This window comes from Nonomuraea glycinis (assembly GCF_014646515.1).
GTDB lineage: Bacteria > Actinomycetota > Actinomycetes > Streptosporangiales > Streptosporangiaceae > Nonomuraea > Nonomuraea glycinis.
The window spans coordinates 197,926-222,341 of the sequence record NZ_BMNK01000003.1; the positions used below are offsets into that span (position 1 = coordinate 197,926).

Below are 24,416 nucleotides of genomic sequence, written 5' to 3' on the forward strand. Positions count from 1 at the left end.
ACCTGGTGGTGACCGTGCTGCCGACCGGCTTCCGGCACGACGTGGTGCTGCGCGAACGGCCCGGCAAGCCGCTGGAGATCCGCATCGGCGTGGAGACCGGCGACCTGGCCGTCTCGCGGGGCAAGGGCGGCCGGCTGCTGCTCAAGGGCAAGGACAAGAAGCTGGTCGCGTCGGCGGCGCGACCGGTGATGTGGGACGGCCGTGCCAACGGACGGCTTCCGCTGGCCAAGCGCCTCGAGATCGGCACGGACGTAGTCACCAAGAACGGCCGTACGGAGCTGGTGCTCAAGCCGGACCAGGCGTTCCTGACGGACGCCGGCACCACCTATCCGGTGCGCGTGGCCGCGGCGGTCACGTTGCCGCTCGGTGCCGACATCGATGTCAGCTCGGACGACTTGCCCGCGCTCCCGGACAACCCGTACATGATGGCCGGCACCATGACGGGCGGAACGAAAGCCCGGGTGCACCTGCGGTTCGACACCGCAGGCCTGCAGGGCAGCACGGTGACTAACGCCACGCTGTCGATGAACACCATCGACAGCCACAACTGCGGCGCCGCACTCGCCAACGGCATCCAGGTCGCCCGCCTGACCGGCGCGTGGGACCCGGACAACCTGTACTGGGCCAACAAGCCCGCCCACACCACCGAGGACGCCTCGACCAACTTCAAGGGCGTCAACTTCAACTGCGACACCTACCCAGACAGCATGGACTGGAACGTCACCGGCATCGCCCAGGACTGGGCCGCCGGCGCCGTCAACCACGGCCTGGTGCTCAAGTCGCCCGGCGAGACGAACATCAACAACTACCGGGTGTTCACCTCCTCCGAAGACACCGACTTCACCCTGCCGCCGACGCTGACCATCACCACCAGCGGACCGGCATCACAACCTGCCGTCTCCGACCTGGCCATCACACCGGCGCAGACGGTGGACGGCACCACGGTGACGCCCTCGCTGACGCCGCAGCTCGCCGCGACCATCGCCGACCCCGCGAGCGGCAACCTGACCGGCGAGTTCGAGATCGAGCACGATCCCACAGCCACCGAACAGGGCACCGGCCAGATCTGGGCCGACGCCTCACCGGCGGTCGCCTCCGGCGGCCGGGCCACGGTGAGCGTCCCTGTGGGCAAGCTGGCCGACGGATGGAAGATTCGCTGGCGCGCCCGCGCGGTCAACGCCACCGCGTCAACCGCCTCGGCGTGGTCGGGCTGGCAGGAGCTGACCGTCGATGCGGCGGACCCGGTTTCCGATCCGTCCGTCGACGCTCTGCAGGTCGATCCGTCAAAGCAGGTGAGCGGCACAACAGTGACCAGCAGCCTCACCCCGGCATTGCTCGCGCAGGTGAACAACCCCATCGGGGGCACCCTGCGGGCGGAGTTCGAGGTCGAGCACGACCCCGCCGCGACAGGGCAGGGCACCGGCCGGATTTGGGCGGGCGCCGTGGACGACGTCGCGTCGGGCACCCAGGCCATCGTCCAGATTCCCGCCGGAACCCTCACCGACGGCTGGAAGATCCGCTGGCGTGCCCGCGCCGTCGCCGGGCAGACCAGCTCGCCCTGGGCGGAATGGCGGGAGGCCACGGTAGACGTGGTCCAGGCCGGAGAGGAACCGCTGGCCACGACGGCGGGGCCGATCATCCGAACCGATCAAAGCTTCACCGTCGCCGCGTGGCTGCGGTGGAGCGACAAGGAGGGCGCCTACAGCGTCGCCGAGCAGCTTGGGACGCACCAGCCGGCTTTTGTGCTGGGCAACACCCCCGATCGGGGACTGGTGTTCACCCGCGCCTCGGCCGACACGGCCGACGCCGGCTCTGCGGGCGTCTTCTCCGACGTCGAGCCACCGGTGAACGAGTGGTTCCACGTGGCGGGTGTCTTCGACGCCACCGCCAACACCATGTCGCTCTACCTCAACGGCGCTCTGCTCAGGTCCGAGACCGTCTCGGGCGATCCGTGGAACGCCGCTGGAGCCATGACGCTCGGCACCAGGATGATGGGCTCGGTGGACGAGATCCTCATCCACCAGAGCGCGCTCACTGCCGCTGACATCGGCGCGCTGGTCAGCGTACCGGTCATGGCTCTCGGCGCCGAACGGCCCGAACCCGCCCCGACCGCGAAGGCGGACGAGTTCACGGCCCAGGCTCTTCCGTCCTTCGACTACGACCGGGTGAACAGCATCGCGGACTGCACCCGCCTGCGCGAAACCTCCGACTTCCGGTACTCGACCCCCGGCTGGCGGGACCTGCGGCCCTACAGCGGCTGCTGGAGCAAGATCCTCGCGTACGGCGACTGGACTTACCACCCGACCGAGCCGGGCAAGTATCCGCCGAAGCCCGACGACGGGTACAAGGTCGAAGCCACCGTGGTCATGCACAGTTACCTCGGGACCGCCGACGGCAACGGGGTCGTGGGAGGTGGCGACCGCCTTCCGAACCAGGTCAAGATCTGGACCCAGCTGGAGGACATCGTAGGCTACGACGACGGCGAGCCCACCGATGACTTCGATGACAAGCAACTCCAGCTCGAGGTTCAGGTGAAGGGCAGCGACGGCGCTGCCTGTGAGGTCACCGAGGGTGAGACCCGTAGGGCCGCCATCCATGACTGGAAGCGGGACGGCTACGACGAGTGGCTGGTCGAGTCCAGCGTGGGAGAGGGTGACGCGCACAACTGCACGATCCGGCCGCTGCTGTTCGAGTTCGGCGGGGTCAACTGGTTCAACGAAGCCCGGCCGCTCTGGGGCAAGATCGAGTTCGAGAACATCCTGGGCGACATCAAGCTCCCGTTCGGCATCCAAGCGATCGGGCTCCCCACCGGGAGCCGCAGCGAATTCGCTCCCGTTGTCCGGTGCGACGACATAGTCTTCTCCAAAAACTTCGGCGATCGGCAGCACACAGGGGCGTGCATCTTCGCCGACGCCAACCGGATCTTCACCATGAAACGCGGCGATGCGGCGATCGACGAGGTGGTTCAGCACATTGACAAGGCGTTGACCTCGCCAGGCGAGACCATTCCGGCTCTGCCCCCGACGGACGCACAAGGCCGGCCCCAGTCGAAGATCATGCCGGGCAACATCGACGCGGACAGCCACATCACGGTCGGCGGCCAGCAGTACAACAACCCCGCCCATCTGTGGCTGGTGCGCAACACCGATCCGCCGGACACCGAGAAGACGGACACCTTGACGTACAAGAACCGAAAGGCCATCGGCCCGGCATGCCGCGCCGAGCGGACGAGGCTGAAGACCGAGGGCCAGTGGCCGGCCAACGTGATCGTGAACGGGAAGTCGGTTCCCAAGCTGCAGTGTGACGAGTATCCGTTCGCGTCAACCAAGAACGGGGCGCACAACTCGAAGGGGCACTTCTCCATCCGTTACGTGGACAGGGTCAAGAATCGTCTTCACGGCCAGTATCTGGCCGCGTTCTACTCCAGATACCGGGTCGGCAACGACAACAGGTTCTGGGTGAGAATCAGCAACTAGCCCATGCCGGTGCGCGGGAGCCGCCGCTCCCGCGCACCGGCCTTCGCACGTGGAGGAGCGCAGTATTGGACACCGACAAGGACCTCTGGGAACTCCTCGTCGCTCACGACATCGACTACGACACGCCGTTCCAGAGCATCTGGGTGGAAGGCTTGGACGTCGAAGAGGTGGCACGGCGACTGGGCGCCGATCCGAACAGTGCTAGGGCCTGCGACTGGCGGGAAATCGTCACCGGCCGCTACACGGAGCACGGCGATGGCGTCATCTGGATCGGCCCGCAAGCACCGGGCTGGGTCCAGGTGATCCAACTCGACGGGAACGACGCGTGGCAATGGCGGTCCTGGGTCGAGCTGACCCGGGACGGCGGGCGGCTGCTCTACCTCGGCTGGCCCCTGTACGAACTGGAGGGGGTCGAAGACCTCGAATATGTGGTCGCCGGCGAGGTGGTGACGACCCTGGTGGTCGGGGATCCGGAGGAGCGGGACGGCACTGATCCGGATGCGTTGGACGGCTATTTGGATGGGCTGGCCTTCAAAGGCGACTCAGCCGCGGCCGAGGTGACCTCGGCTCTACGCCTCATCGGTCGCGTCACGGGGAGGGAGCTCGACGAGGCATGGCTGAACGGCCCACACACCAGATACGTCATTCCCGCGTCTGCGCGGGAGGAAGGCGAAGCCCGCGGCCCCGACGTCTGAGTAACCAATAACCCTTGAGTTCCGCTGGGCTCCTTTGGCCTCTCCAGCACCGGGACCTGGGCCTATCGGCTGGCGCTCCGTCTTCTGTGGGCGTTGATGAGATTTCGGAGATTCTGAAGGTCTATCGTCCTGGTCGTTCGTCTTGCTGCGAGGGTGAAGGCGAGGTGACTGGAACTGGCGGTGGTGAAGGATCTTCGGGTGGCGCGTGCCTGGCCCCTGCGAAGGACCTGGAGGCGTTGGGGACCGACGTGCTGGCCGGGTTCGTACTGGCGCGGGCAGCGGCAGGAGATGGCGACCTACCGGAAGTTCGCCCCACCGCCCGCAACTACACCGCCCGCCGATTGATGGCCGAGGTCAGGCTGTGTGTGAACGAGACATGCAAGCTCGATCTGGCTAGCCTCCGATGAGACCTAGACCGCTTCGGCAAGCTGCACGTCCACCACGGCAAGGGTGCTCGCGGGGCCGGGCCGCACGAGCGGATGGTGCCGCTGATCAACAACGCCGCGGCGACGCTGCGCTGGTTCGTCGAAGACGTGTGGGGCAGTTCGGTGACGACCACACCCGGCCCGAAGCAGCGCTGCTGCTGTCGGAGCGCAAGCACGCCGACAGATCGGTGACCCGGGTCGGTGATGAGACGCTCAAGGCCGCACTGGCCAAGGCCGCTGCCGCGCACCTGCCGGAATGGGCCGATTCCCTCACACCGCACGTGCTGCGGCACTTTGCGCCTCTCAGCTCTATCAGCAGGGCATGGACCTGATCTCTATCCAGCAGTTGCTCGGCCACGCGTGGATCGCGACCACGATGAAGTATGTGCACGTCACTGCCACCCACATCATCGACCAGGACCGCGACGCCGTCCGGGCGGCCGTCACCCTGCCCTTTCACAATGGCGGCACCGTCGGAACTACTCGTCTATCTGACAAGGAACTGTGTGGCTGCCAGCTCACGGTAGAGCTCGTCCCCGCCGACCAGTTCGGCGTGCGTGCCGATCGCGCGTACGCCGCCCGCCTCCATGACCACGATCCGGTCGGCGTTGGTCACGGTGGACAGCCGGTGCGCGATGACGAGCACGGTCGTCTCCTTGGCCACCTCGGCGATGACCTCACGCAGCCGCAGCTCGTTGACCGCGTCGAGCTGTGAGGTGGCCTCGTCGAGCAGGAGCAGCCTGGGCCTGCGCAGCAGCGCCCTGGCGATGGCCACCCGCTGCCGCTCGCCGCCCGACAGCAGCACGCCCCGGTGCCCGACGGGTGTCTCCAGCCCTTCCGGCAGCCTGGCCACGAGGTCGTCGAGCCGGGTCCTGGCGACGGCCCGCAGCACCTCTTCCTCGGTGGCCTCCTGGGCGGCGAACAGGAGGTTCTCCCGCAGCGTGCCCGCGAGCACGGGGGCGTCCTGCTCCACGTAGCCGAGTGCGGCCCGCAGCTCGGCGAGCGGCCAGTCCTCGATCCGCGTGCCGCCGAGCGTGATCGTCCCGCTCTGGTGCTCGTAGAACCGTTCGAGCAGGGCGAAGATGGTGGACTTGCCCGCTCCCGACGGCCCGACGAGCGCGGTGAGCCCGCCCGGTGGCACCTCGAAGGTGACCCCGTCGTGCACGAGCGGCCGGTCCTCGCCGTACCTGAAGACCACGTCCTCGAACGTGACGCCCAGCGGCGTGGGGTCCTCCGGCGGCAGCAGCTTGGCGACGGGCTCGCCCGGCAGCTCCTCGATCTCCTTGATCCGCCGCATCGCGGCCAGGCCCTGCTGGAGCTGGACCGCGCCCTCGACGATCTGCCCGATCGGCGCCACCAGGTAGAACAGGTAGAGCAGGAACGCGATCAGCGCCGAGACCTCCAGCGTGCCGGCGGCGACCCGGGAGCCGCCGACCGCGAGCACGCACAGGAAGGCGACCTGGACCGCCATCCAGGTCGCGACACCGGCCAGCGACGTCCACCCGGCGACCTGCAGCCCCCGGTCACGGGCGCGCTCCGCCGCGTCGGCCACGCTGCCGATCTCGCGCTCCTCCGCGCCGCTGGCCTTGACCGTGCGGTAGGACTGCAGCGCCCGGTCGAGCACCGCGCCCATCTCGCCCACGGCCTCCTGCGCGTGCTTCTGCGCCCGCTGGATCTTCGGCATGACCATCCCGGTCAGTCCGCCGATCACCACGATCACGAGCAGGGTGATCAACAAGAGGACGCCGTCCATGACGGCCATCATCACGATCGCGCCGACCAGCATGAACGCCGAGCTGACGGAGTTGACGACCCCGTTGGTCAGCACCGAGCGCAGCAGGGTCGTGTCGCCCGTCACCCGTGACAGCAGGTCGCCGGGCTTGAGCCGGTCCACGTCCGCGACCTTCAGCCTGAGCATCTGGTCCACCAGCTTGCGCCGGGCGCCGAGGACGACGCCCTCACCGGTGCGTTCCATCAGATAGCTGCCACCGGCGGACACCACGGCACCGATCACCACCGCGGCGCTCAGTCCGATGAGCGGTCCGGCCATCGACCGATCCTGCCCGAAGGCGTCCACCACGTACTTCGCCAGCAGCGGCATCGCCAGCCCCGCCGCCGACCCGATCAGTCCGAGCAGAGCGCCCACGAACAGGACCAGCCGGTGCGGACGCAGGTAGCCGAGTAATTCCTTGATCACAATCTCCCCTTTCGAGATATATCCCGAAAACAGCCAACGAACGACGGCGCCGAATCGACACCCGTCAACTTAGATTGACGACCAAAGTATGTCAACTTTTATTGACGACCCTCCTTGAGGAGGAAGACGTCTCATCCGACGGGCGCGCTGGAACGAATAGGGCATCGAGGAACCCGGCCGGAACCTCTCAGACGAGCAGCTCTCGAAAGGATCGACCATGGAGCTCCGGATCAACCGGCGCGCTCTCATCGGACTCGGCGTCGCGGCGGCCCTGACCGCCTCCAGCCTCGCCCTGCTCCGTACGGACTCCGGCAACGCCTCCTCGCACCGCGAAGCCCCGGCGATCGCGGGCGACCCGCGCAACGACAACACCGACGTGTACGCGTTCGTCAGCCCTGACAAGGCCGGCACCGTGACCCTCCTGTCGAACTGGATCCCGTTCCAGGAGCCGCAGGGCGGACCGAACTTCTACACCTTCGACACCAAGTCCCGTTACAACATCAAGATCGACAACAACGGCGACGCCAAGCCCGACATCACCTATCAGTGGACATTCCGCGACGAGGACCGGCGCGGCACCGACACCTTCCTCTACAACAACGGCCCGGTGACCTCGCTCGACGATCGCAACCTGCTCTTCCGGCAGCGCTACACGCTCAAGCGGATCGCCCACGGCCGATCCACGACCGTGGTCTCCAATGGTGTGGTCGCGCCGAGCCACGTCGGCGCGGCGTCCATGCCCGACTACGGCACGCTGCGCTCCCAGGCCGTCACCGACGTCCGGGGCGGCGGCAAAGCCTTCGCCGGGCAGTCGGACGAGGCGTTCTTCCTGGACCTGCGCGTGTTCGACCTGCTCTACGGCGGCGACCTGTCCCTGGTCGGGCAGGACACCGCCAAGGGCTACAACGTCAGCACGCTGGGCCTCCAGGTGCCGGTCGAGGACCTGGTGCTCAAGGGCGACGCCAAGCGCAACCCGGTGATCGGCGTCTGGTCCACCACCGACAAGTTCAACGGGCAGCGGCACGTGCAGGTCTCGCGCCTGGGCAACCCGCTGGTCAACGAGGTCGTGGCCCCCGCCGGGCTGAAGGACGCGTTCAACGCGCTCCGCCCGGACCAGGACGCCGGCGTCCCGGCCCTGGTCAAGCGGGTCACCGACCCCGAGGTCGCCAGGCTGCTGCAGTCCATCTACGGCATCAAGGCCCCGCCGACCCCGCGCAACGACCTGGTCCAGATCTTCCTGACCGGCGTCGCCAAGGGCAACGGGCCGATCGCGGCCGACCTCAACGCGCTGTCGCTCAACAAGGACGTGCACGGTGTACGGCCGGCCGAGATGCTGCGGCTGAACACCGCCGTCCCGCCGGCCAAGGACCCCGACCGGCTCGGCGTCCTCGCCGGTGACCTCCAGGGCTTCCCGAACGGCCGCCGCCTCGGCGACGACGTCGTGGACATCGCCCTGCAGGCCGTGGCGGGGGCCGCCCGGACCGGCAAGCTCGTTCCCGGCCTGACGGACAAGGTCGACGCGAACGACAAGCCGTTCGGCCAGGCGTTCCCGTACATCCCGCTCCCCAGCAACGTCGCGGTCAACCAACGCTGACCCGCTCAGCCCGGCCGGCCCTCTTCGGGCCGGCCGGCCATCCCCTCGATCAGCGCTCTTCTTGTCGCGGTACCTTCCGGAGTTCTCTCATGCGCCCACTTCTTCCGGCCGTCGGCCTGGTCCTGGCCGGCGCCCTGGTGTTCACCGTCCTAGCCGTCTCCGCGCCCCCTGATCCCGTGCCGGCCGCCGCCGAGTGGCCCGCCGAGACCCTGCAGCAGCGCCTGAAGCGCCTCCCCGGCGACTACCGGGGCTGGGCCCGGCTCGGCATCCAGTACGTGGAGCAGGCCAGGGTCACCGGTGACCCGTCCTACTACGCCAAGGCGGAGGGCGCACTGGCCACGGCCGCCCGGCTCGACCCGCGCGACGACACGGTCCTGACCGGCAGAGCGGCCCTGGCGGCGGGCCGGCACGAGTTCGCCACCGCGGCCGAGCTCGCCGGGCAGGCCATCAACGCCAACCCCTACAGCGCCGCCGCCCACGGCGTGCTCGCCGACGCCCGCACCCAGCTCGGCGACCTGCCCGCCGCCGACCGCGCCGTGAACGAAATGCTGGCCCTGCGTCCAGGTGTGGCCGCCTTCGCCCGCGCCTCATACGCCGCCGAACTCCGCGGCGACCAGGACCGGGCGCGCACCTTCCTCGAGTACGCCCACGACGACGCGAGCACCCCCGCCGACCTGGCCTACACCCGCCACTACCTGGGCGAGCTGGCCCTGCACCAGGGCGACCTCGACACCGCCGACCGGTGGTACACCCAGTCCCTGGAGGCTCAGCCCGCCTACACCCCCGCCCTCGCCGGCCGGGCCGCCGTCGCCGCCCTGGACGGCCGCCTGACCGAGGCGCTCACCCTCTACGAGAGCGTGGTGCAACGGCTGCCGCTCCCGCAGTACCTCATCGAGCAGGGCGAGACCCGGATCAAGGCGGGCCTCGCCGCGGACTGGAGCCTGCTGCGCGCCCAGCGAAGGCTGCTGGAGGAGGCGGGCGTACGTGACGATCTCACCTGGGCCGAGTTCGAGGCCGACCACGGCGACCCCGCACGGGCCGTCCGGCACGCCCGCGCCGAGTACGCCCGCAACCCGAACCTCATGGCCGCCGACGCCCTGGCCTGGGCCCTGTACAAAGCCGGCCGGCCGAAGGCGGCCCTGCGCCACGCCGAGCAGGCCACCGCGACAGGCTGGCGCAACCCACTCGTCCGCCATCACCGAGCCGAGATAGAGCGCGCCCTCGGCCGCCCTGCCCGCACCGGCCCGACTCCCGGCTTCGACCCGGACCTACCCGCCCTGGCGAGGCCCTCATGAAACTGCTCCGCCCCACCCTGCTCGCCGCCCTGACCTTCTTCCTCTGCGCGAGCGCCCTACCCACCGCCCAGGCCCAGTCCCGATCCCTCGACACGTCCGCGACCGCTGCGGCATTCGTTCACCCGCTCGGCAACTTCACCGTCAACCACTACAACGGCCTGCGCGTCTCCGCCGACCGCGTGCGCAACCACGCCGTGGTGGACCTGGCCGAACTGCCGACGCTGCAGGCCGAACCCGACGTGGACAGCACGTACGCGGCCCGCACCTGTACGGCGCTGGCCGCCGCGCAGAGCCTCAAGGTGGACGGCAGGGCGGTGCCTTGGAAGGTGACCCGATCAGCCCACGCCTACGCCCCCGGCCAGGGCGGTCTCCAGATCAGCCGCCTGACCTGCGAGCTGGTCGCCGAGACCCGCGTGACCGGCACGCTGACGTTCACCGACGCCTTCGAGCAGGATCGGATCGGCTGGCGGGAGATCACCGCCACCGGCGACGGCGTCCCCCTGTCCCACTCGTCGGTGCCCGCCACCAGCGTGAGCGACGAACTCCGCCACTACCCCGACGACCTCCTGTCCGACGCCCTCGACCAGCGCACCGCCACCTTCGCCACAGCCACCCCCGGTGGCCCCGACGACACCGGCGCGACTGCCTTCGGCGGGACAGACTCGGGCAAGTCCGGCGTCGGCATCTCCGTCATCCCGGTCGGCGGCCCGCTCGGGGACGCCTTCGCGGCGCTGGACCGCCTGTTCACCGGCCTCGTCGGCGCGGACGATCTGACCGTGCCGCTGGGGCTGCTGGCGCTCGGCCTGGCGGTGGTGCTCGGCGCGGGGCACGCGCTCATTCCCGGACACGGCAAGACCATCATGGCCGCGTACCTGGCGGGCCGCCGAGGCCGCCCGCGTGACGCCGTCACCGTGGGCGCGACGGTGACGGCCACGCACACGGGCACGGTCCTGGTGGTGGGGCTGATCCTCAGCGCGTTCACCACCCTGGCCGGAGAATCGGTGCTGTCCTGGTTAGGCGTGGCCAGCGGCCTACTGATCGCCCTCATCGGCCTCCGCCTCCTCCTGACCACCCACCGCCCTCACTCCCACGGGCATGGGCACGGGTATGGCCACGGCCACGGCCACGGCCATGGGCACGGGCACGGGGAGGAGCACGGGGACGGGGATCCGCATCCGCACGGGGCCGGGCGTGGGAAGCGGGGGTTCGGGTTGGTGGGGTTGGGGGTGGCGGGTGGGCTGGTGCCGAGCCCGTCGGCGCTGATCGTGCTGCTGGGCGCGATCGCGCTGGGCCGGACCTGGTTCGGGGTCGCCCTGGTAACCGCCTACGGCCTGGGCATGGCGGCCACCCTCACCGTGACGGGCCTGCTGCTCGTCAAGCTCGCCGATCGCCTCGAACAGCGCGCCTCGGCGGGCCGCCGGCTGGCGACCCGGCTCTCGGCACTCGCCCCGCTGGGCACGGCGACGATGGTGGTCCTGCTCGGCGCCGGCCTGGCCCTCCGGTCAGCGGTCGCCCTCTGACCGGACCCGACAGGCCCACCCCGGCTCAAGCAGACGTCACGCCCTCGCCTGGTGGGTGCGCAGGACCTCGGCGAGGGGTTCGCGGCGTTCGCAGGCGGCCAGGGCGAAGCAACTCGCAAGCTCCTCGGCCTGCGCCGGGCTCACCCCGTCGAAACACCGCCCGAACTCCCCCACCAGCGGCTCAGCCAGCAGGATGTTGCGCACCAGGGTCTGGATGTAGGACCGGCGCCCCCACGGGAACGGCTCGAAGTCGGGGAACTCCTTGTCGAAGAGCTCCTCGATCGGGCCCAGGATGTGCCGGATCTGAAGGTCGTTCCCGCCCCACGAGTCGGACCCGAGCCTGGCCTTCTTCTCCAGCACGGGCGCGATCCGCCGCACGTAGGCGCTGTCCGCGCGGGCGTAGGTGAGCCCCTGCAGGCCGATGTCCTTGTACGTCCACAGCGCCCAACTGGCCCCGTACTCCCGGTAGATGTCCAGCTGGTCCCGCAGGAGCTGCAGCCGGGACCGGTCCCGCTCAGGGTCCCCGTCGTACACGGGGCCGAACTCGCCGATCCAGATGGGCGTCCCGGTGCGGCGCATGAACTCCGTACGACGCAGGAAGGTCTCCTCGACCACCGAGCGGTCGAAATACTCGCCCCGCGTGGTGCCCGGATAGCTGCTGCCCGCGGCGATGCCGGGCAGGGCGTAGTCGTGGGCGGTGTAAACGGTGTTGGCGAACGGCTCGTCGAAGACGGAGAAGTCGGAGGAGTAGCGGTTCCCGTCCAGGAAGAGGACGTGGCGGCCGTCGATGGCGCGGACCGCCTTCTCCAGCCGTTCGTAGAAAGGTCCGATGACCTCGCCCGAGGCGTCGCCGGGCTCGTTGACGGGGTTGTATCCGGCGACCGCGGGCTCATCCTTGTAGCGGTCGGCGAGGGCCTCCCACAGGTGCACGACCCGGTCCTGGAAGTGCCGCTGGTTCCAGAAGTCCGCCCAGTGCGTCGGGTTGTCGCTGTGCCAGTGCTGGTTCTGCCGTCCGGGCAGGGCGTGCAGGTCGAGGATGGTGTAGAGACCGGCGTCGGCGCACAGGCTGACGACCCGGTCGAGGCGGGCGAACCCCTCCTCCTTGAGCTCGAACGGCCGGTCGTCGTCCTCGAAGTGGCGGTAGTTGAACGGGATGCGGACCGAGTTGAGGCCCAGGGACGCCAGATAGCGCGTGTCCTCGACGTCGAAGAAGTCGGTGAGGAAGCGGTCGAAGAACCTCGTGTAGCCCTCCTCCCCCAGCGCCTTGCGCAGCGCGGCCCGCTGAAGCGACTCCGTCGCCGGGTAGCCGGTGATGAAGTTCTCCATGTTCATCCAGCCGCCGAGCCCGACCCCGGCCAGCGTGACCGGGTGGCCGGAGTCGTCGACCAGGCGGTCGCCGCGGACGCTGATCCACTTCATGATGATGTTCTCCCTGTAGGTGGTCGGCCGGTGCTCTCCCGGACGAGCAGGCGCGGCTGGAAGCGGACGTTGTGCCCGCCGGTGTCGCCGTTCATCAGCGACCACAGCCTGTTCCAGGCCTGCCGGCCCATCTCGTTCTTCGGTATGGAGGCCGTGGTCAGCGGCGGTGTGGTGTAACGGGCGAAGGGGATGTCGTCGAACCCGGTGAGCGACAGGTCGCCGGGGACGGCGACGCCGAGCTCGTGCAGGCCGCTCAGCGCGCCGAAGGCGACCATGTCGTTGAACGCGATGACGCCGGTCGCGCGGCAGGCCACCACCTGGCGGGCCACGGCGTGGCCGTCGTCGAACATGGCGCCGCAGGGGAGCTCGGTCAGGGTGAGGCCGGGCGTGGCGGCCACGATGGCGCGCAGCGCGGCGCGGCGGTCGCGGTTGGGCGCGCTGGCCTCGGGGCCGGCGAGGTAGACCAGGCGGCGGTGGCCGAGGCCGGTGAGATGGTCCATGATCTCCGCGATGCCGGCCGCGTTGTCGATGGACAGCGACGGCAGGGTGGAGCCGGGGATCTCCCTGTAGAGCAGCACGAGCGGCGCGAGCCTGTCGCTCAGCGCGCGCAGCCGTTCGTCGGACGCCCGGGGAGAGGCGAGGACGAGGCCGTCGGAGCGGCGCCGGGCCTCCACCGCGAGGATCACCTCCTCTTCGGTGTCCTCCCTGGACTCGGCGACCAGCAGGCGGCGGCCCACCTGTCCCGCGGCCTGGCTGAGCCCGCGCAGGATGCCCTGGAACAGCGGGTTGGCCAGGTCGGGGACGATGAGCGCGATGGTGCTGGTGCGGCCGAGTGCGAGGCTGCGGGCGACCAGGCTCGGTTCGTACGCGAGCTCCTTGGCGGCGGCCCGCACCCGCGCGGCGAGCTCGGGGTTGACGGTGGGTGAGCCGTTCATGACCCTGGACACGGTCGCCCGCGAGACGCCGGCGGCCTCGGCGACGCGGCTGATGGTCGCCGTGCCGTAGGGCCGTGGCCCGCGCTTTCCTGCCGGTCGGACCGGCCGCTCCGGCTCGTCCCCGCTGTGGTCACGCGCGCTCATGTCCGCTCTCCCCGCATGCTCCGGCACTCATCTGCATGCATTAAATCGCCGAGTCGGGACTGTTACGCCGGAACCGAGCACCGCCGCAAGATACCGGTTTCCAAACCCGATTGCAACCGGTTGCCGTGTTGCTCGCCAAAAAACTTCCATCCGATGTTTGTCCAGCTCAAGGCAGTGTTCACCGATCGTTGACAGTGAATGACGGCTCTGTTAGAAACTGGTTACTCGCGGGCCGGTCCTCATGGCGGCCCGCCCACTCCCACCCGCGCATTTCCCCCTGCGCGACCTGGCGAAGGGTGATAGATGAGCGAACAAACGGGTGCACTCGCGCCCTCGTCGCCGTTACATCAGAACAACCGTTTGCGGCGGTTCCTGGCCCCGAGAGGGCCGCGCGAGGACCGGATCGGCTATCTGTTCCTGACGCCGTGGTTCATCGGCATGGTGGTGTTCACCATTGGACCGATCCTGGCCTCGCTCTATCTGTCGTTCACCGAATACACCCTGCTCAAGCCACCGGAATGGCTCGGCCTGGCGAATTACGAGCAGATGCTGGCGGATCCCCGGCTGCACAAGTCGCTGGGGGTGACCTTCCTCTACGTCTTCGTGTCGGTGCCCATCCAGCTGATCTTGGCCCTGGCGCTGGCACTCCTGCTCAACCGGGGCGTGCGCGGCCTGAGCTTCTACCGGTCGGTCTACTACCTGCCGTCACTGCTGGCGGGCAGCGTCTCCATCGCGATCCTCTGGCGGCAGATCTTCGGCAAGGAAGGGCTGATCAACCAGTTCCTGGCCATGGCCGGCATCGAGGGCGTGAGCTGGGTGTCCCATCCCGACTTCGCCCTGGGCACGCTGGTCGTGCTCAACGCCTGGACCTTCGGCGCGCCGATGGTGATCTTCCTGGCCGGCCTGCGGCAGATCCCGACCTCCTACTACGAGGCGGCGCAGGTCGACGGGGCCGGCACGGTGGCGAAGTTCTTCCACATCACGATGCCGCTGCTGACCCCGATCATCTTCTTCAACCTCGTGCTGCAGATGATCGGCGCGTTCCAGAGCTTCACCCAGGCGTTCGTGGTCAGCGGCGGGCAGGGCGGTCCGTCCGACTCGACCCTGCTCTACACGCTCTACCTCTACCAGCGCGGCTTCGGCTCCTTCGACATGGGCTACGCCTCCGCGATGGCCTGGACCCTGCTGCTCATCATCGCCGCGCTGACCGGGCTCAACTTCCTTCTGGCCAAGCGGTGGGTGTTCTATGGCAACTGACGTGCGGCAAGGCGACATCTCGACCAGCCGGTCGAGGAGACTGTCGAAGCACGCGCTGCTGATCGTCTTCGGCGTGGTGATGCTCTATCCGCTGCTGTGGATGGTGTCGAGCTCGATCAAGCCCAATGAGATCATCTTCCGCGACCCGTCGATCTGGCCCACGGAGCTCGACCTCGGCAACTACGTCCGGGGCTGGTCGGCGCTGAGCCACCCGTTCCACTACTACCTGTGGAACTCGGCGGTGATCGCGATCTTCGCGGTCATCGGCAACCTGCTCTCGTGCTCGCTCGCCGCCTACGCCTTCGCCCGGATGAAGTTCCGGGGCCGGAACTTCTTCTTCGCCGCGATGCTGGCGACGCTGATGCTGCCGATCCACGTGCTGATCGTGCCGCAGTACGTGCTGTTCTCCCAGCTTGACTGGATCAACACCAACCTGCCGCTCATCGTGCCGAAGTTCCTGGCCCACGACGCGTTCTTCATCTTCCTCATGGTGCAGTTCATCCGCGGTCTGCCCCGCGAGCTCGACGAGGCCGCCCGCCTCGACGGGTGCGGGCACATCCGGATCTACTGGCGGATCATCATGCCGCTGTCGGTGCCGGCGCTCGCCACCTCGGCGCTGTTCACGTTCATCTGGACCTGGAACGACTTCTTCAGCCAGCTCATCTTCCTCACCGATCCGGACCTGTGGACCATGCCGGTGGCGCTGCGCTCCTTCATGGACGGCCAGGGCGAGACGGCGTGGGGCCAGCTCTTCGCGATGTCGATCGTGGGCCTGGTGCCGATCTTCGGCTTCTTCCTGGCCGGCCAGCGCTACCTGACGCAGGGCCTGTCGACGACCGGCTTCAAGTGAGCACCGCCCCTCCTGCCCGGAGTGATCACGTACGCCGTATTAAATCGTTTTAAACAATCACCGGAGAGAGCCATGAAAATCCCCAAGTCCCGCCGCCTGGCGGCGCTCTGCCTCACCACCGTGCTCTTAGCGGCCGCCGGCTGCGGTGGCGGCTCGAGCGAGAGCGACGACGGCACCATCGAGCTGCGGTTCGGCTGGTGGGGCAACAACGACCGGGCCGCCGCCACCCAGAAGGTCATCGACGCCTTCCAGAAGCAGAACCCGAAGATCAAGGTCAAGGGCTCGTTCACCGACTTCAACTCCTACTTCGACCGCCTGGCCACCGAGGTGGCGGCCGGCGGCGCGCCCGACGTCATCACGCTGGGCGGCGCCTACCCGCGCGAGTACGGCGACCGCGGCGCCCTGCTCGACCTGAGCAAGGTCAGCAGCGTGCTGAAGACGGACAAGATCGGCACCGCCGCGCTGGACAACGGCAAGTTCAGCAACATCCAGTACGGCGTGCCGACCGGCGTCAACGCCGTCGCCGTCGTGGTCGACCCCGAGGTGTTCAAGGCGGCCGGCGTGGCGCTGCCGGACGACGAGACCTGGACGTGGGACGACTTCAAGCGGATCGCCAAGGAGATCGCGGAGAAGTCCCCGAAGGGCACCTTCGGCCTGGCCGACCCCACCAAGACCGACATGCTGGACATCTACTCGCGGCAGCGCGGTGAGGCTCTCTACACGGCCGACGGCAAGGTGGGCATCAGCGAGAAGACGCTCGTCGACTGGTGGACCATGACCCTCGAACTGCGTGACGCCGGGGCCACCCCGCCCGCCTCGCAGACCGCCGAGCTCATCACCCAGCCCGCGCCCGAGCAGTCGCTGATCGGCCGCGGCCTGGCCGGGATGCAGTTCGACTGGAGCAACCAGCTCACGGCCCTGCGCACCGCCTCCGGGCACCCGCTGGAGCTGATGCGGATGCCGGGCGAGAGCGGCGCCACGCAGCCCGGTGCGTGGCTGCAGGCCTCACAGCTCTACACCATCAACGCCAAGAGCGAGCACCCGCAGGAGGCCGCCAAGCTCGTGGACTTTCTGGTCAACAGCGCGGACGCCGGGAAGATCATCCTGGCCGACCGGGGCATCTCGGCGAACTCCGACGTCCGTACGGCCATCGAGGGCTCGCTCAAGGAGGAAGAGGTCATCCAGGCGAAGTTCATCGACGAGCTGACCCCGAAGGCCGGCCCGCCGCTGGTGGTCGGCCCGACGGGCTCCACCGACACCCCGAAGATCCTTGACCGGGTCAACGCGGAGGTGCTGTTCGATCGGCAGAAGCCCGCCGAGGCCGCGGCCGACTTCATCAAGCAGGTAGGGGCGGCGATCCAGTAATGACGGACACCGGGATCGACCGGCGTGCGCTCGTCGACCGGCACGCGGTCGAGGTGACGGAGATCGTGGCGCAGGCGCCGCTGTCCGTGGGCAACGGCGAGTTCTGCTTCACCGTCGACGTCACCGGGTTGCAGACCTTCCCGGACGCCTACCCGGTCGAGGACCGCACCGGCACCGGCCCGGGAACGCTGCTCGGCACCATGTCCTCATGGGGCTGGCACAGCGTTCCCGGCTCGTACGACCTGGCGGACACCATGTCCGCGTACGAGACCCCCCGAGGGCCGGTCCCGTACGTCGACATGCGCGGCGAGCTGAGCGGCGCGGGCGAGAACCCCGCCTCCGCCGCCGAGGCGTGGCTGCGCAACAACCCGCACCGGCTGGACCTGGCCAGGATCGGCCTGGCCCGGCCGGGTGCGGCCCCCCTGGCACCCGCGGACGTGAGCGACGTCCGGCAGCGACTGGACCTGTGGGCCGGGATCATCACCGGCGAACACCGGCTGGGGGGCACCCCGGTCCACGTCACCACCGCCTGCCACCCGGAGCGCGACATCCTGGCCGTGCGCGTGGCGTCCCACCTGCTCACCGAGGGGCTGGCCGTACGACTGGCCTTCCCTTACGGGTCGCAGGCGTGGGGCAACGCGGCGGACTGGTCGCGGCCGGAGGCCCACACGTCGAGGCTGCGGCAGGCCCCCGGCGGATTCGCCGTCAAGCGGGTGCTCGACGACACCCGGTACGGCGTCACGGTCACCCTCTCGCCGGGCGCGGAGGTGAACGTCGGCGGACCGCACGAGTTCCTGATCACCTCGCGCGAGGCGGTCGTCGAGCTGGTGGTGGCCTTCGGGCCGGAGCCGCCCGCCGAGCCGCCCGCGTACGAGCAGGTGCTGGCGGCGTCCGCCCGGCACTGGGAGCGGTTCTGGAGCACCGGCGGTGCGCTGGACCTGTCCGGCAGCCGCGACGAGCGCGCGCCGGAGCTGGAGCGCCGCGTCGTGCTGTCGCAGTACCTCACGGCGATCCACTGCGCGGGCTCCACCCCGCCGCAGGAGACCGGCCTGATGACCAACAGCTGGCGGGGCCGCTTCCACCTGGAGATGCACTGGTGGCACGGGGCGCACTTCCCGCTGTGGGGGCGCACCGAGCTGCTCGAACGCAGCCTCGGCTGGTACGACACCATCCTGACGCGGGCCCGCGAGACCGCCGCGCGGCAGGGCCTGCCGGGGGCGCGGTGGCCCAAGCAGGTCGCGCCCGACGGCAGGGAGAGCCCGAGCCCGATCGGGCCGTTCCTGGTGTGGCAGCAGCCGCACCCGATCTTCCTGGCCGAGCTGGTCCGCCGCTCGACCGGCTCCCGCGAGGCGCTGACCCGGTACGCGGGCATCGTCATGGACACCGCCGCCTTCATGGCGGCCTTCCCGGTCGAGGGGCCCGGCGGGTACGCGCTCGGGCCGCCGCTGGTGCCGGCGCAGGAGTCGTACGCCGACGTCCGGGCGAGCGCGGCGAACCCGACGTTCGAGCTGGCCTACTGGGCGTGGGCGCTGGAGACCGCCCAGGAGTGGCGGCGGCTGCTCGGCCTCGAACCCGAACCGTCCTGGTCGGAGGTGGCCGCCGGCCTGTCCAGGCCGCTGGTCCGCGACGGGGTCTACGCCGCGATGGACACCCCGCCGTACACCGTGCCGGACGACCACCCCTCCATGCTGTACGCGCTGGGCGTCGTTCCTTCCACCCGGCTCATCGAGCCGGAGACGATGCGGGCGACGCTGCGGCACGTGATGGCGACCTGGCCGTGGGAGACCACCTGGGGCTGGGACTACCCGGCCATCGCGATGACGGCGACCCGGCTGGGCGAGCCGGAGACCGCGCTGGCGGCCCTGCTGATGCCCACCGCCAAGAACACCTACCTGCTCAACGGGCACAACCGGCAGACGGCGTCGCTGCCCATCTATCTGCCCGGCAACGGCGGGCTGCTGGCGGCGGTCGCGCTGATGGCGGCCGGTTGGGACGGCAGCGGGCCGACGCCCGGCTTCCCGGCGGACGGCTCCTGGACGGTCCGCCACGAAGGGCTGCTGCCGCTGCCCTGAGCGCCCTTTGAGCGCCTTCAGGTGTCGCGTCTCAGGCGGGCGCGCCTGGTGGAGGGCAGGTCGTGGCGGCCGGACAGGAACTCCTGAAAGGCGATCTTGGCGCGGATGGCCGGCCGCCGCCACCGGTCCTCCCGGTGGACGGCCGTGGCCAGCTTGCGCGGCGAGCGGCCGGCGAAGAACCAGTGCGCCCACGGCGAGCCGGGCCTGGCCAGCCGGACCGCGCCCACGATCAGCAGGATGGGCAGGAAGAGTCCCGCCATCCCGGTCCAGATCTTGCCCTTGAGCAGCGTGATGACGGCCAGCGCGAGGTTGGCCACGATCAGCACGGCCGGGCTCACGAAGGTGCCGTAGTCATAGGTGAGCGGGCGCAGCCCGACGAGCAGCAGCCCGGTGACGGCGACGGCGATGAACACCGCGTCGACGGAGGTGCGGCCCTCTTCCTCCCAGTAGACGTCGTGCAGGTGCAGGATGAGCGCGAACTCGTCCAGCACCAGCGCCGACCCGATGCCGAAGATGGACGCGGCGACCGCGTAGCCCTCCTGCGAGGCGCCGGAGACGATCAGTCCGGCGACGCCGCCGACCAGCATGAGCACGACGCCGAACACCACGTGGTGGATGTGCATCTCACCCACGTTGACGTTGCGGAACCAGCCGATCTTGGCCCTGATCAGCCGCACGTTGACGCGGGTGGCCATGAAAGCCACGATGAGCGCGGCGAAGAAACAGAACAGCGGCAGCCGTCCTGTGGCGATGATGTTGTGCTCGAACCAGTTCTGCATGACCTTGCCACCGACTCTACGAGGCCGCCCGTACCACTTGTCCCCATTGCGCTCAGGACAGGAACCCGCGCAGCAGCGCGGCGGTGCCCTCCAGGTGCTCGGCGACCGCTCGCCGGGCGGCGTCGGGGTCCCCGGCGAGGATGGCCGTCACCATGGCGCGGTGCTGCGCGGCGGAATGGTCGAGGTTGACCTGGAGCATGGGGATCGCGTCGAGCAGGTCGCTGACCCGCAGCCGGGCGTCGGCGACGGCCGCCGCCAGCAGGCCGGAGCCGGTGAGCTCGGCGATGGACAGGTGGAAGGCGGTGTCGAGGCGGCGATAGTCGGCCAGGGACGCCTCGTCCAGGTCGCTCAGCCCGCGGTGCAGGGTGGCGCGCTGCTCGGCGGTGAGCTCGGTGGCGGCCAGCACCTGGGCGGCGCCGCACTCCACGGCCATCCGGAAGGTGAGGGCGTCCGCCAGGTCGGCCGCGCCCATGTCGGCGACGACCTGGCGCAGATCGGTCGCGCCGGGGACGGGCGGCACGTAGGTGACGAAGGCGCCGCCGTAGCGGCCGCGCCGTACCGCGAGATAGCCCGCGTCCTGCAGGGCGCGGATCGCCTCGCGCAGGGTCACCCTGCTGATGCCGAGCTGGACGGCGAGCTCACGCTCGGCGGGGAGTTTCTGGCCCGGCGCGACCACGCCGAGTCTGATCGCCTGGAGCAGCCGTTCCACGGTCTCCTCGAAGGCGTTGCCCGCCCGCACCGGCCGCAACACCGCCATCAAACGCGCCGACTCGTCCAACGTGTCCTCGGGTCTTGACAAGCGATCCCAGCATGCACATCAATGGTCTAAGACTAGCCCAATCAACGGGCCAGATGGGAGCGACCCACGTGAGCGATGGACCGCGCGCCGGTTTCCTCACCGTTGACGAGCTGCGGGAGGAGGTGGCACGGGGACGGATCGACACGGTGCTGCTCGCCCTCGCCGACATGCAGGGCAGGCTGCAGGGCAAGCGGCTGTCGGCGCGCTACTTCCTGGAGGAGGTGCTGCGGCACGGCTCCGAGGGGTGCAACTACCTGCTCGCGGTGGACGTGGAGATGAACACGGTCGGCGGCTACGCGATGTCGTCCTGGGATCGTGGGTACGGGGACTTCGTGATGCGGCCGGACCTGTCGACCCTGCGGCGCGTGCCCTGGCAGGAGGGCACCGCGCTGGTGATGGCCGACCTCGGCTGGGAGGACGGCGCCGACGTGGTGGCCTCGCCCCGGCAGATCCTGCGCCGGCAGCTCGCCCGCCTGGAGGAGCGCGGCCTGCGCGCCTACGTCGGCACCGAGCTGGAGTTCGTGGTCTACGAGGACACCTACGAAGAGGCCTGGAAACGCGGCTATCGCGACATGTCGCCCGCGAACCTCTACAACGTGGACTACTCCCTGCTGGGCACGGCGCGCATCGAGCCCCTGCTGCGCCGGATCAGGCGCGACATGGAGGGCGCCGGACTCTACGTCGAGTCCGCCAAGGGCGAGTGCAACCTGGGCCAGCACGAGATCGCCTTCCGCTTCGACGAGGCGCTCGCCACGTGCGACAACCACTCGATCTACAAGAACGGCGCCAAGGAGATCGCGGCCCAGGAGGGCAAGTCGATCACCTTCATGGCCAAGCCGAACGAGCGCGAGGGCAACTCCTGCCACATCCACATCTCGCTGCGCGGCGTGGACGGCGAGCTGGTCATGGCGGGCGACGGGCCGCACGGGCTGTCCGAGGCGGGCAGCCGGTTCATCGCCGGACAGCTCGCCTGCATGCGCGAGCTCACCCTGATGTACGCGCCCAACATCAACTCCTACAAGCGTTACGTCCCCGGCAGTTTCGCGCCCACCGCCGTCAAGTGGGGGGTGGACAACCGCACCTGCTCGCTGCGCCTGGTCGGCCACGGCCCGTCGCTGCGGGTGGAGAACCGGGTGCCCGGCGGCGACGTGAACCCCTACCTCGCGGTGGCCGCGCTGATCGCGGCCGGGCTGCACGGCATCGACGCCGAGCTGCCGCTGGAGGGTGCGTTCGAGGGCAACGCCTACGCCACCGACGCCGAGACCGTGCCGCACACCCTGCGTGACGCGCTGGCGCTGTTCGAGAGCTCGAAGCTGGCGCGCGAGTCCCTCGGCGACGAGGTGGTGGCGCACTACGCCAACAACGCCAGGATCGAGTTGGAGGCGTTCGACGCCGCCGTGACGGACTGGGAGATGGTCCGCGGCTTCGAGCGGATGTGAGCGGCATGAAGATCATCAATCCGGCGACGGAAGACGTGCTCACCGACGTCGAGCTCGCCGACGCCGCCGAGGTCGACCGTGCGGTGGAGCGGGCCAGGAAGGCCCAGGCGGCCTGGCGGGACGTCGCCCCGGGACAGCGGGCGCGGCTGCTGCGCGCCTTCGCGGACCTGGTGGACGCGCACGGCGAGGAGCTGGCCATGCTGGAGGTGGCCAACGCCGGCCACCCGATCGGCAACGCCCGCTGGGAGGCGGGCGCCGTACGCGACGTCCTGCACTTCTACGCCGGGGCCCCGGAGCGCAATCACGGGCTGCAGATCCCGGTGCCGGGCGGCGTGGACGTGACGTTCCAGGAGCCGCTGGGCGTGGTGGGCGTCATCGTGCCGTGGAACTTCCCGATGCTGATCATGTCGTGGGGCGTCGCGCCGGCGCTCGCGGCGGGCAACGCGGTGATCGTCAAGCCCGCTGAGTGGACTCCGCTGACCGCGCTGCGGCTGGCCGAGCTGGCGCTGGCGGCGGGCCTGCCCGAGGGGGTGCTCCAGGTGCTGCCCGGGGCCGGGGAGGTCGCGGGCGCCCGGCTGGTCGAGCATCCGGACGTGGCGAAGATCGTGTTCACCGGGTCGACGGAGGTGGGCAAGCAGATCGCGGCCAAGGCCGGGGCCCAGGTCAAGCGGATCACCCTCGAACTCGGCGGCAAGTCCGCAAATATCATCTTCGCCGACTCGGACCTGGAGAAGGCGGCGAAGGCCGCGCCCTATGCCGTCTTCGACAACTCCGGCCAGGACTGCTGCGCCCGCTCCCGCATCCTCGTGCAGGCCGGGGCGTACGACGAGTTCCTGGAGCGGTTGTCGGCGGCGGTGCGCGACATCCGCGTCGGCGACCCCCTCGACCCGGACACGGACATGGGCCCCCTGGTCAGCGCCGAGCACCTGGCCCGGGTGCGCGGCTTCGTCGACGACGCCCCGTACCTCCAAGGGGACTGCCCGCAGGGCAAGGGCTACTGGTTCCCGCCGACGGTGCTGACCTCGGCGGTCACCGACCGGGCGTTCACCGAGGAGATCTTCGGCCCGGTCGTGTCGGTGGTGCCGTTCGCCGACGAGGCCGAGGCGGTGCGCATCGCCAACGACACCCCGTACGGCCTGAGCGGCTCCATCTGGACCCGCGACGTCGGCCGGGCCCTGCGGGTGGCCAGAGCCGTCGAAGCGGGCGCCCTGTCGGTCAACTCCAACTCCTCCGTCCGCTACTGGACCCCGTTCGGCGGCTTCAAGCAGTCCGGACTCGGCAGGGAGCTCGGCCCGGACGCCTTGGCGGCGTTCACCGAGACCAAGAACGTCTTCATCTCATCGGAGTGAACCCGGCGCATCTCGCGAAGCGGGGCAGGGAGTGACAACTATGCAGCGTTTGCAGGATCGGGTCGCCGTCATCACCGGCGCGGGCAGCGGCATCGGCCTGGCCACCGCGCACCGGTTCGCCCAGGAGGGCGCGAAGGTCGTCTGCGTGGACATCGACGAGGAGGCCGGGGCCAAGGCCGCGACCGACGTCGGCGGCCTGTTCGTCAAGGCGGACGTGACCAGCGAGGACGACGTCCAGCGGATGTACGCCACGGCCATCGAGGTCTACGGCGGGCTGGACATCGCCTTCAACAACGCGGGCATCTCCCCGCCGGAGGACGACTCGATCCTGGAGACCGGCCTGGAGGCCTGGCGGCGCGTCCAGGAGGTCAACCTCACCAGCGTCTACCTGTGCTGCAAGTACGCCATCGAGCACATGCGGCGGCGGGGCAAGGGCTCCATCATCAACACCGCCTCGTTCGTGGCGGTCATGGGCTCGGCCACCTCGCAGATCTCCTACACCGCCTCCAAGGGCGGGGTGCTGGCCATGTCGCGCGAGCTGGGCGTCCAGTTCGCCCGCGAGGGCATCCGGGTCAACGCGCTGTGCCCCGGGCCGGTCAACACGCCGCTGCTGCGGGAGCTGTTCGCCAAGGACCCCGAGCGGGCCCAGCGGCGGCTGGTGCACGTGCCGGTCGGGCGCTTCGCCGAGGCGTCGGAGATCGCGGCCGCGGTCGCCTTCCTGGCCAGCGACGACGCCTCGTTCATCACGGCGTCGCAGTTCCTGGTGGACGGGGGGATCTCCGGCGCTTACGTGACACCGCTGTAAG

Annotated in this window: 18 protein-coding genes; 13 read left to right on the forward strand and 5 right to left on the reverse strand. The window is 69.7% G+C overall.

All coding sequences use genetic code 11. From position 1 onward, the window contains the following. The first annotated feature begins 5 nt into the window (after window positions 1–5). From IEY87_RS10460 to IEY87_RS45605, 3 genes are all read left to right on the forward strand, one after another. A complete protein-coding gene (locus IEY87_RS10460) occupies window positions 6–3,476 on the forward strand; it encodes a DNRLRE domain-containing protein (protein ID WP_189138358.1) in 3,471 nt (1,156 codons plus the stop codon). A 65-nt stretch (window positions 3,477–3,541) separates the two neighbouring features. Further along, window positions 3,542–4,171, forward strand: a complete 630-nt coding sequence (locus IEY87_RS10465) for a hypothetical protein (protein ID WP_189138359.1) — start codon at window positions 3,542–3,544, stop codon at window positions 4,169–4,171. A 535-nt stretch (window positions 4,172–4,706) separates the two neighbouring features. Then, window positions 4,707–4,928 carry a hypothetical protein gene (locus IEY87_RS45605; RefSeq protein WP_229699320.1) on the forward strand — a complete coding sequence of 74 codons (222 nt, stop codon included), beginning with the start codon at window positions 4,707–4,709 and terminating at the stop codon, window positions 4,926–4,928. A 155-nt stretch (window positions 4,929–5,083) separates the two neighbouring features. Here the strand turns inward: IEY87_RS45605 and IEY87_RS10475 are convergent, their stop codons facing one another. After that, complete coding sequence (locus tag IEY87_RS10475; protein ID WP_225276914.1) at window positions 5,084–6,793, reverse strand: ABC transporter ATP-binding protein; 1,710 nt, start codon at window positions 6,791–6,793, stop codon at window positions 5,084–5,086. Between the two features lie 217 nt (window positions 6,794–7,010). Between IEY87_RS10475 and IEY87_RS10480 the strand changes: the two genes are divergently transcribed. From IEY87_RS10480 to IEY87_RS10490, 3 genes are all read left to right on the forward strand, one after another. After that, on the forward strand, window positions 7,011–8,387 hold the full coding sequence (locus IEY87_RS10480) for a DUF4331 domain-containing protein (protein ID WP_189138360.1): 1,377 nt from the start codon (window positions 7,011–7,013) through the stop codon (window positions 8,385–8,387). An 89-nt stretch (window positions 8,388–8,476) separates the two neighbouring features. Next, entirely contained in the window at window positions 8,477–9,682 is a 1,206-nt protein-coding gene (locus tag IEY87_RS10485; protein ID WP_189138361.1) for a tetratricopeptide repeat protein, read from the forward strand. After that, the gene (locus IEY87_RS10490) at window positions 9,679–11,202 is read left to right on the forward strand and encodes a nickel/cobalt transporter (RefSeq protein WP_225276915.1); all 1,524 of its coding nucleotides are present in this window, start codon (window positions 9,679–9,681) and stop codon (window positions 11,200–11,202) included. The genes IEY87_RS10485 and IEY87_RS10490 overlap by 4 nt, the downstream gene beginning before the upstream one ends. 36 nt (window positions 11,203–11,238) lie before the next feature. On the opposite strand, the gene IEY87_RS10495 is transcribed toward IEY87_RS10490, so the two are convergent. After that, the gene (locus IEY87_RS10495) at window positions 11,239–12,621 is read right to left on the reverse strand and encodes a glycoside hydrolase family 5 protein (protein ID WP_189138362.1); all 1,383 of its coding nucleotides are present in this window, start codon (window positions 12,619–12,621) and stop codon (window positions 11,239–11,241) included. Next, entirely contained in the window at window positions 12,618–13,700 is a 1,083-nt protein-coding gene (locus IEY87_RS10500; protein ID WP_189138363.1) for a LacI family DNA-binding transcriptional regulator, read from the reverse strand. The genes IEY87_RS10495 and IEY87_RS10500 overlap by 4 nt, the downstream gene beginning before the upstream one ends. A 303-nt stretch (window positions 13,701–14,003) precedes the next feature. Here IEY87_RS10500 and IEY87_RS10505 point away from each other — a divergent pair, with 303 nt between their 5' ends. The 4 genes from IEY87_RS10505 to IEY87_RS10520 all read left to right on the forward strand — a co-directional run bounded on the left by IEY87_RS10505 (window position 14,004) and on the right by IEY87_RS10520 (window position 19,244). After that, window positions 14,004–14,957, forward strand: coding sequence for a carbohydrate ABC transporter permease (locus IEY87_RS10505; protein ID WP_189138364.1), 954 nt, complete (start codon window positions 14,004–14,006; stop codon window positions 14,955–14,957). Further along, window positions 14,947–15,807 carry a carbohydrate ABC transporter permease gene (locus IEY87_RS10510; RefSeq protein ID WP_189138365.1) on the forward strand — a complete coding sequence of 287 codons (861 nt, stop codon included), beginning with the start codon at window positions 14,947–14,949 and terminating at the stop codon, window positions 15,805–15,807. Before IEY87_RS10505 ends, IEY87_RS10510 begins: the two co-directional genes overlap by 11 nt. Before the next feature lie 72 nt (window positions 15,808–15,879). Further along, the gene (locus IEY87_RS10515) at window positions 15,880–17,172 is read left to right on the forward strand and encodes an ABC transporter substrate-binding protein (protein ID WP_189138366.1); all 1,293 of its coding nucleotides are present in this window, start codon (window positions 15,880–15,882) and stop codon (window positions 17,170–17,172) included. Then, entirely contained in the window at window positions 17,172–19,244 is a 2,073-nt protein-coding gene (locus IEY87_RS10520; RefSeq protein ID WP_189138367.1) for a hypothetical protein, read from the forward strand. The genes IEY87_RS10515 and IEY87_RS10520 overlap by 1 nt, the downstream gene beginning before the upstream one ends. 17 nt (window positions 19,245–19,261) lie before the next feature. Here the strand turns inward: IEY87_RS10520 and IEY87_RS10525 are convergent, their stop codons facing one another. Both IEY87_RS10525 and IEY87_RS10530 read right to left on the reverse strand, forming a co-directional pair. Continuing rightward, window positions 19,262–20,023, reverse strand: coding sequence for a hypothetical protein (locus IEY87_RS10525; protein WP_189138368.1), 762 nt, complete (start codon window positions 20,021–20,023; stop codon window positions 19,262–19,264). A 52-nt stretch (window positions 20,024–20,075) separates the two neighbouring features. After that, window positions 20,076–20,780 (reverse strand): FadR/GntR family transcriptional regulator, encoded by a 705-nt coding sequence (locus IEY87_RS10530; protein ID WP_189138893.1) that lies wholly within the window; start codon window positions 20,778–20,780, stop codon window positions 20,076–20,078. Window positions 20,781–20,890: 110 nt separating this feature from the next. Here IEY87_RS10530 and IEY87_RS10535 point away from each other — a divergent pair, with 110 nt between their 5' ends. The 3 genes from IEY87_RS10535 to IEY87_RS10545 are packed head-to-tail and all read left to right on the forward strand — an operon-like array spanning window position 20,891 to window position 24,415. After that, on the forward strand, window positions 20,891–22,261 hold the full coding sequence (locus IEY87_RS10535) for a glutamine synthetase family protein (protein ID WP_225276916.1): 1,371 nt from the start codon (window positions 20,891–20,893) through the stop codon (window positions 22,259–22,261). A gap of 5 nt (window positions 22,262–22,266) precedes the next feature. Next, window positions 22,267–23,610, forward strand: coding sequence for an aldehyde dehydrogenase family protein (locus IEY87_RS10540; protein ID WP_189138370.1), 1,344 nt, complete (start codon window positions 22,267–22,269; stop codon window positions 23,608–23,610). A gap of 40 nt (window positions 23,611–23,650) precedes the next feature. Continuing rightward, window positions 23,651–24,415: a 3-oxoacyl-ACP reductase gene (locus IEY87_RS10545; protein WP_189138371.1), complete on the forward strand. Its 765-nt coding sequence runs from the start codon at window positions 23,651–23,653 to the stop codon at window positions 24,413–24,415. Window position 24,416: the final 1 nt, after the last annotated feature.

What these genes read in the sequence shown, in the direction of transcription:
- IEY87_RS10490 (WP_225276915.1), top strand. Translation starts at nt 9,679, where the DNA reads ATGAAACTGCTCCGCCCCACCCTGCTCGCCGCCCTGACCTTCTTCCTC.
- IEY87_RS10540 (WP_189138370.1), top strand. Translation starts at nt 22,267, where the DNA reads ATGAAGATCATCAATCCGGCGACGGAAGACGTGCTCACCGACGTCGAG.
- IEY87_RS10495 (WP_189138362.1), bottom strand. Translation starts at nt 12,621, where the DNA reads ATGAAGTGGATCAGCGTCCGCGGCGACCGCCTGGTCGACGACTCCGGC.
- IEY87_RS10480 (WP_189138360.1), top strand. Translation starts at nt 7,011, where the DNA reads ATGGAGCTCCGGATCAACCGGCGCGCTCTCATCGGACTCGGCGTCGCG.
- IEY87_RS10485 (WP_189138361.1), top strand. Translation starts at nt 8,477, where the DNA reads ATGCGCCCACTTCTTCCGGCCGTCGGCCTGGTCCTGGCCGGCGCCCTG.
- IEY87_RS10505 (WP_189138364.1), top strand. Translation starts at nt 14,004, where the DNA reads ATGAGCGAACAAACGGGTGCACTCGCGCCCTCGTCGCCGTTACATCAG.
- IEY87_RS10520 (WP_189138367.1), top strand. Translation starts at nt 17,172, where the DNA reads ATGACGGACACCGGGATCGACCGGCGTGCGCTCGTCGACCGGCACGCG.
- IEY87_RS10525 (WP_189138368.1), bottom strand. Translation starts at nt 20,023, where the DNA reads ATGCAGAACTGGTTCGAGCACAACATCATCGCCACAGGACGGCTGCCG.
- IEY87_RS10510 (WP_189138365.1), top strand. Translation starts at nt 14,947, where the DNA reads ATGGCAACTGACGTGCGGCAAGGCGACATCTCGACCAGCCGGTCGAGG.
- IEY87_RS10515 (WP_189138366.1), top strand. Translation starts at nt 15,880, where the DNA reads ATGAAAATCCCCAAGTCCCGCCGCCTGGCGGCGCTCTGCCTCACCACC.
- IEY87_RS10530 (WP_189138893.1), bottom strand. Translation starts at nt 20,780, where the DNA reads ATGGCGGTGTTGCGGCCGGTGCGGGCGGGCAACGCCTTCGAGGAGACC.
- IEY87_RS10545 (WP_189138371.1), top strand. Translation starts at nt 23,651, where the DNA reads ATGCAGCGTTTGCAGGATCGGGTCGCCGTCATCACCGGCGCGGGCAGC.
- IEY87_RS10500 (WP_189138363.1), bottom strand. Translation starts at nt 13,700, where the DNA reads ATGAGCGCGCGTGACCACAGCGGGGACGAGCCGGAGCGGCCGGTCCGA.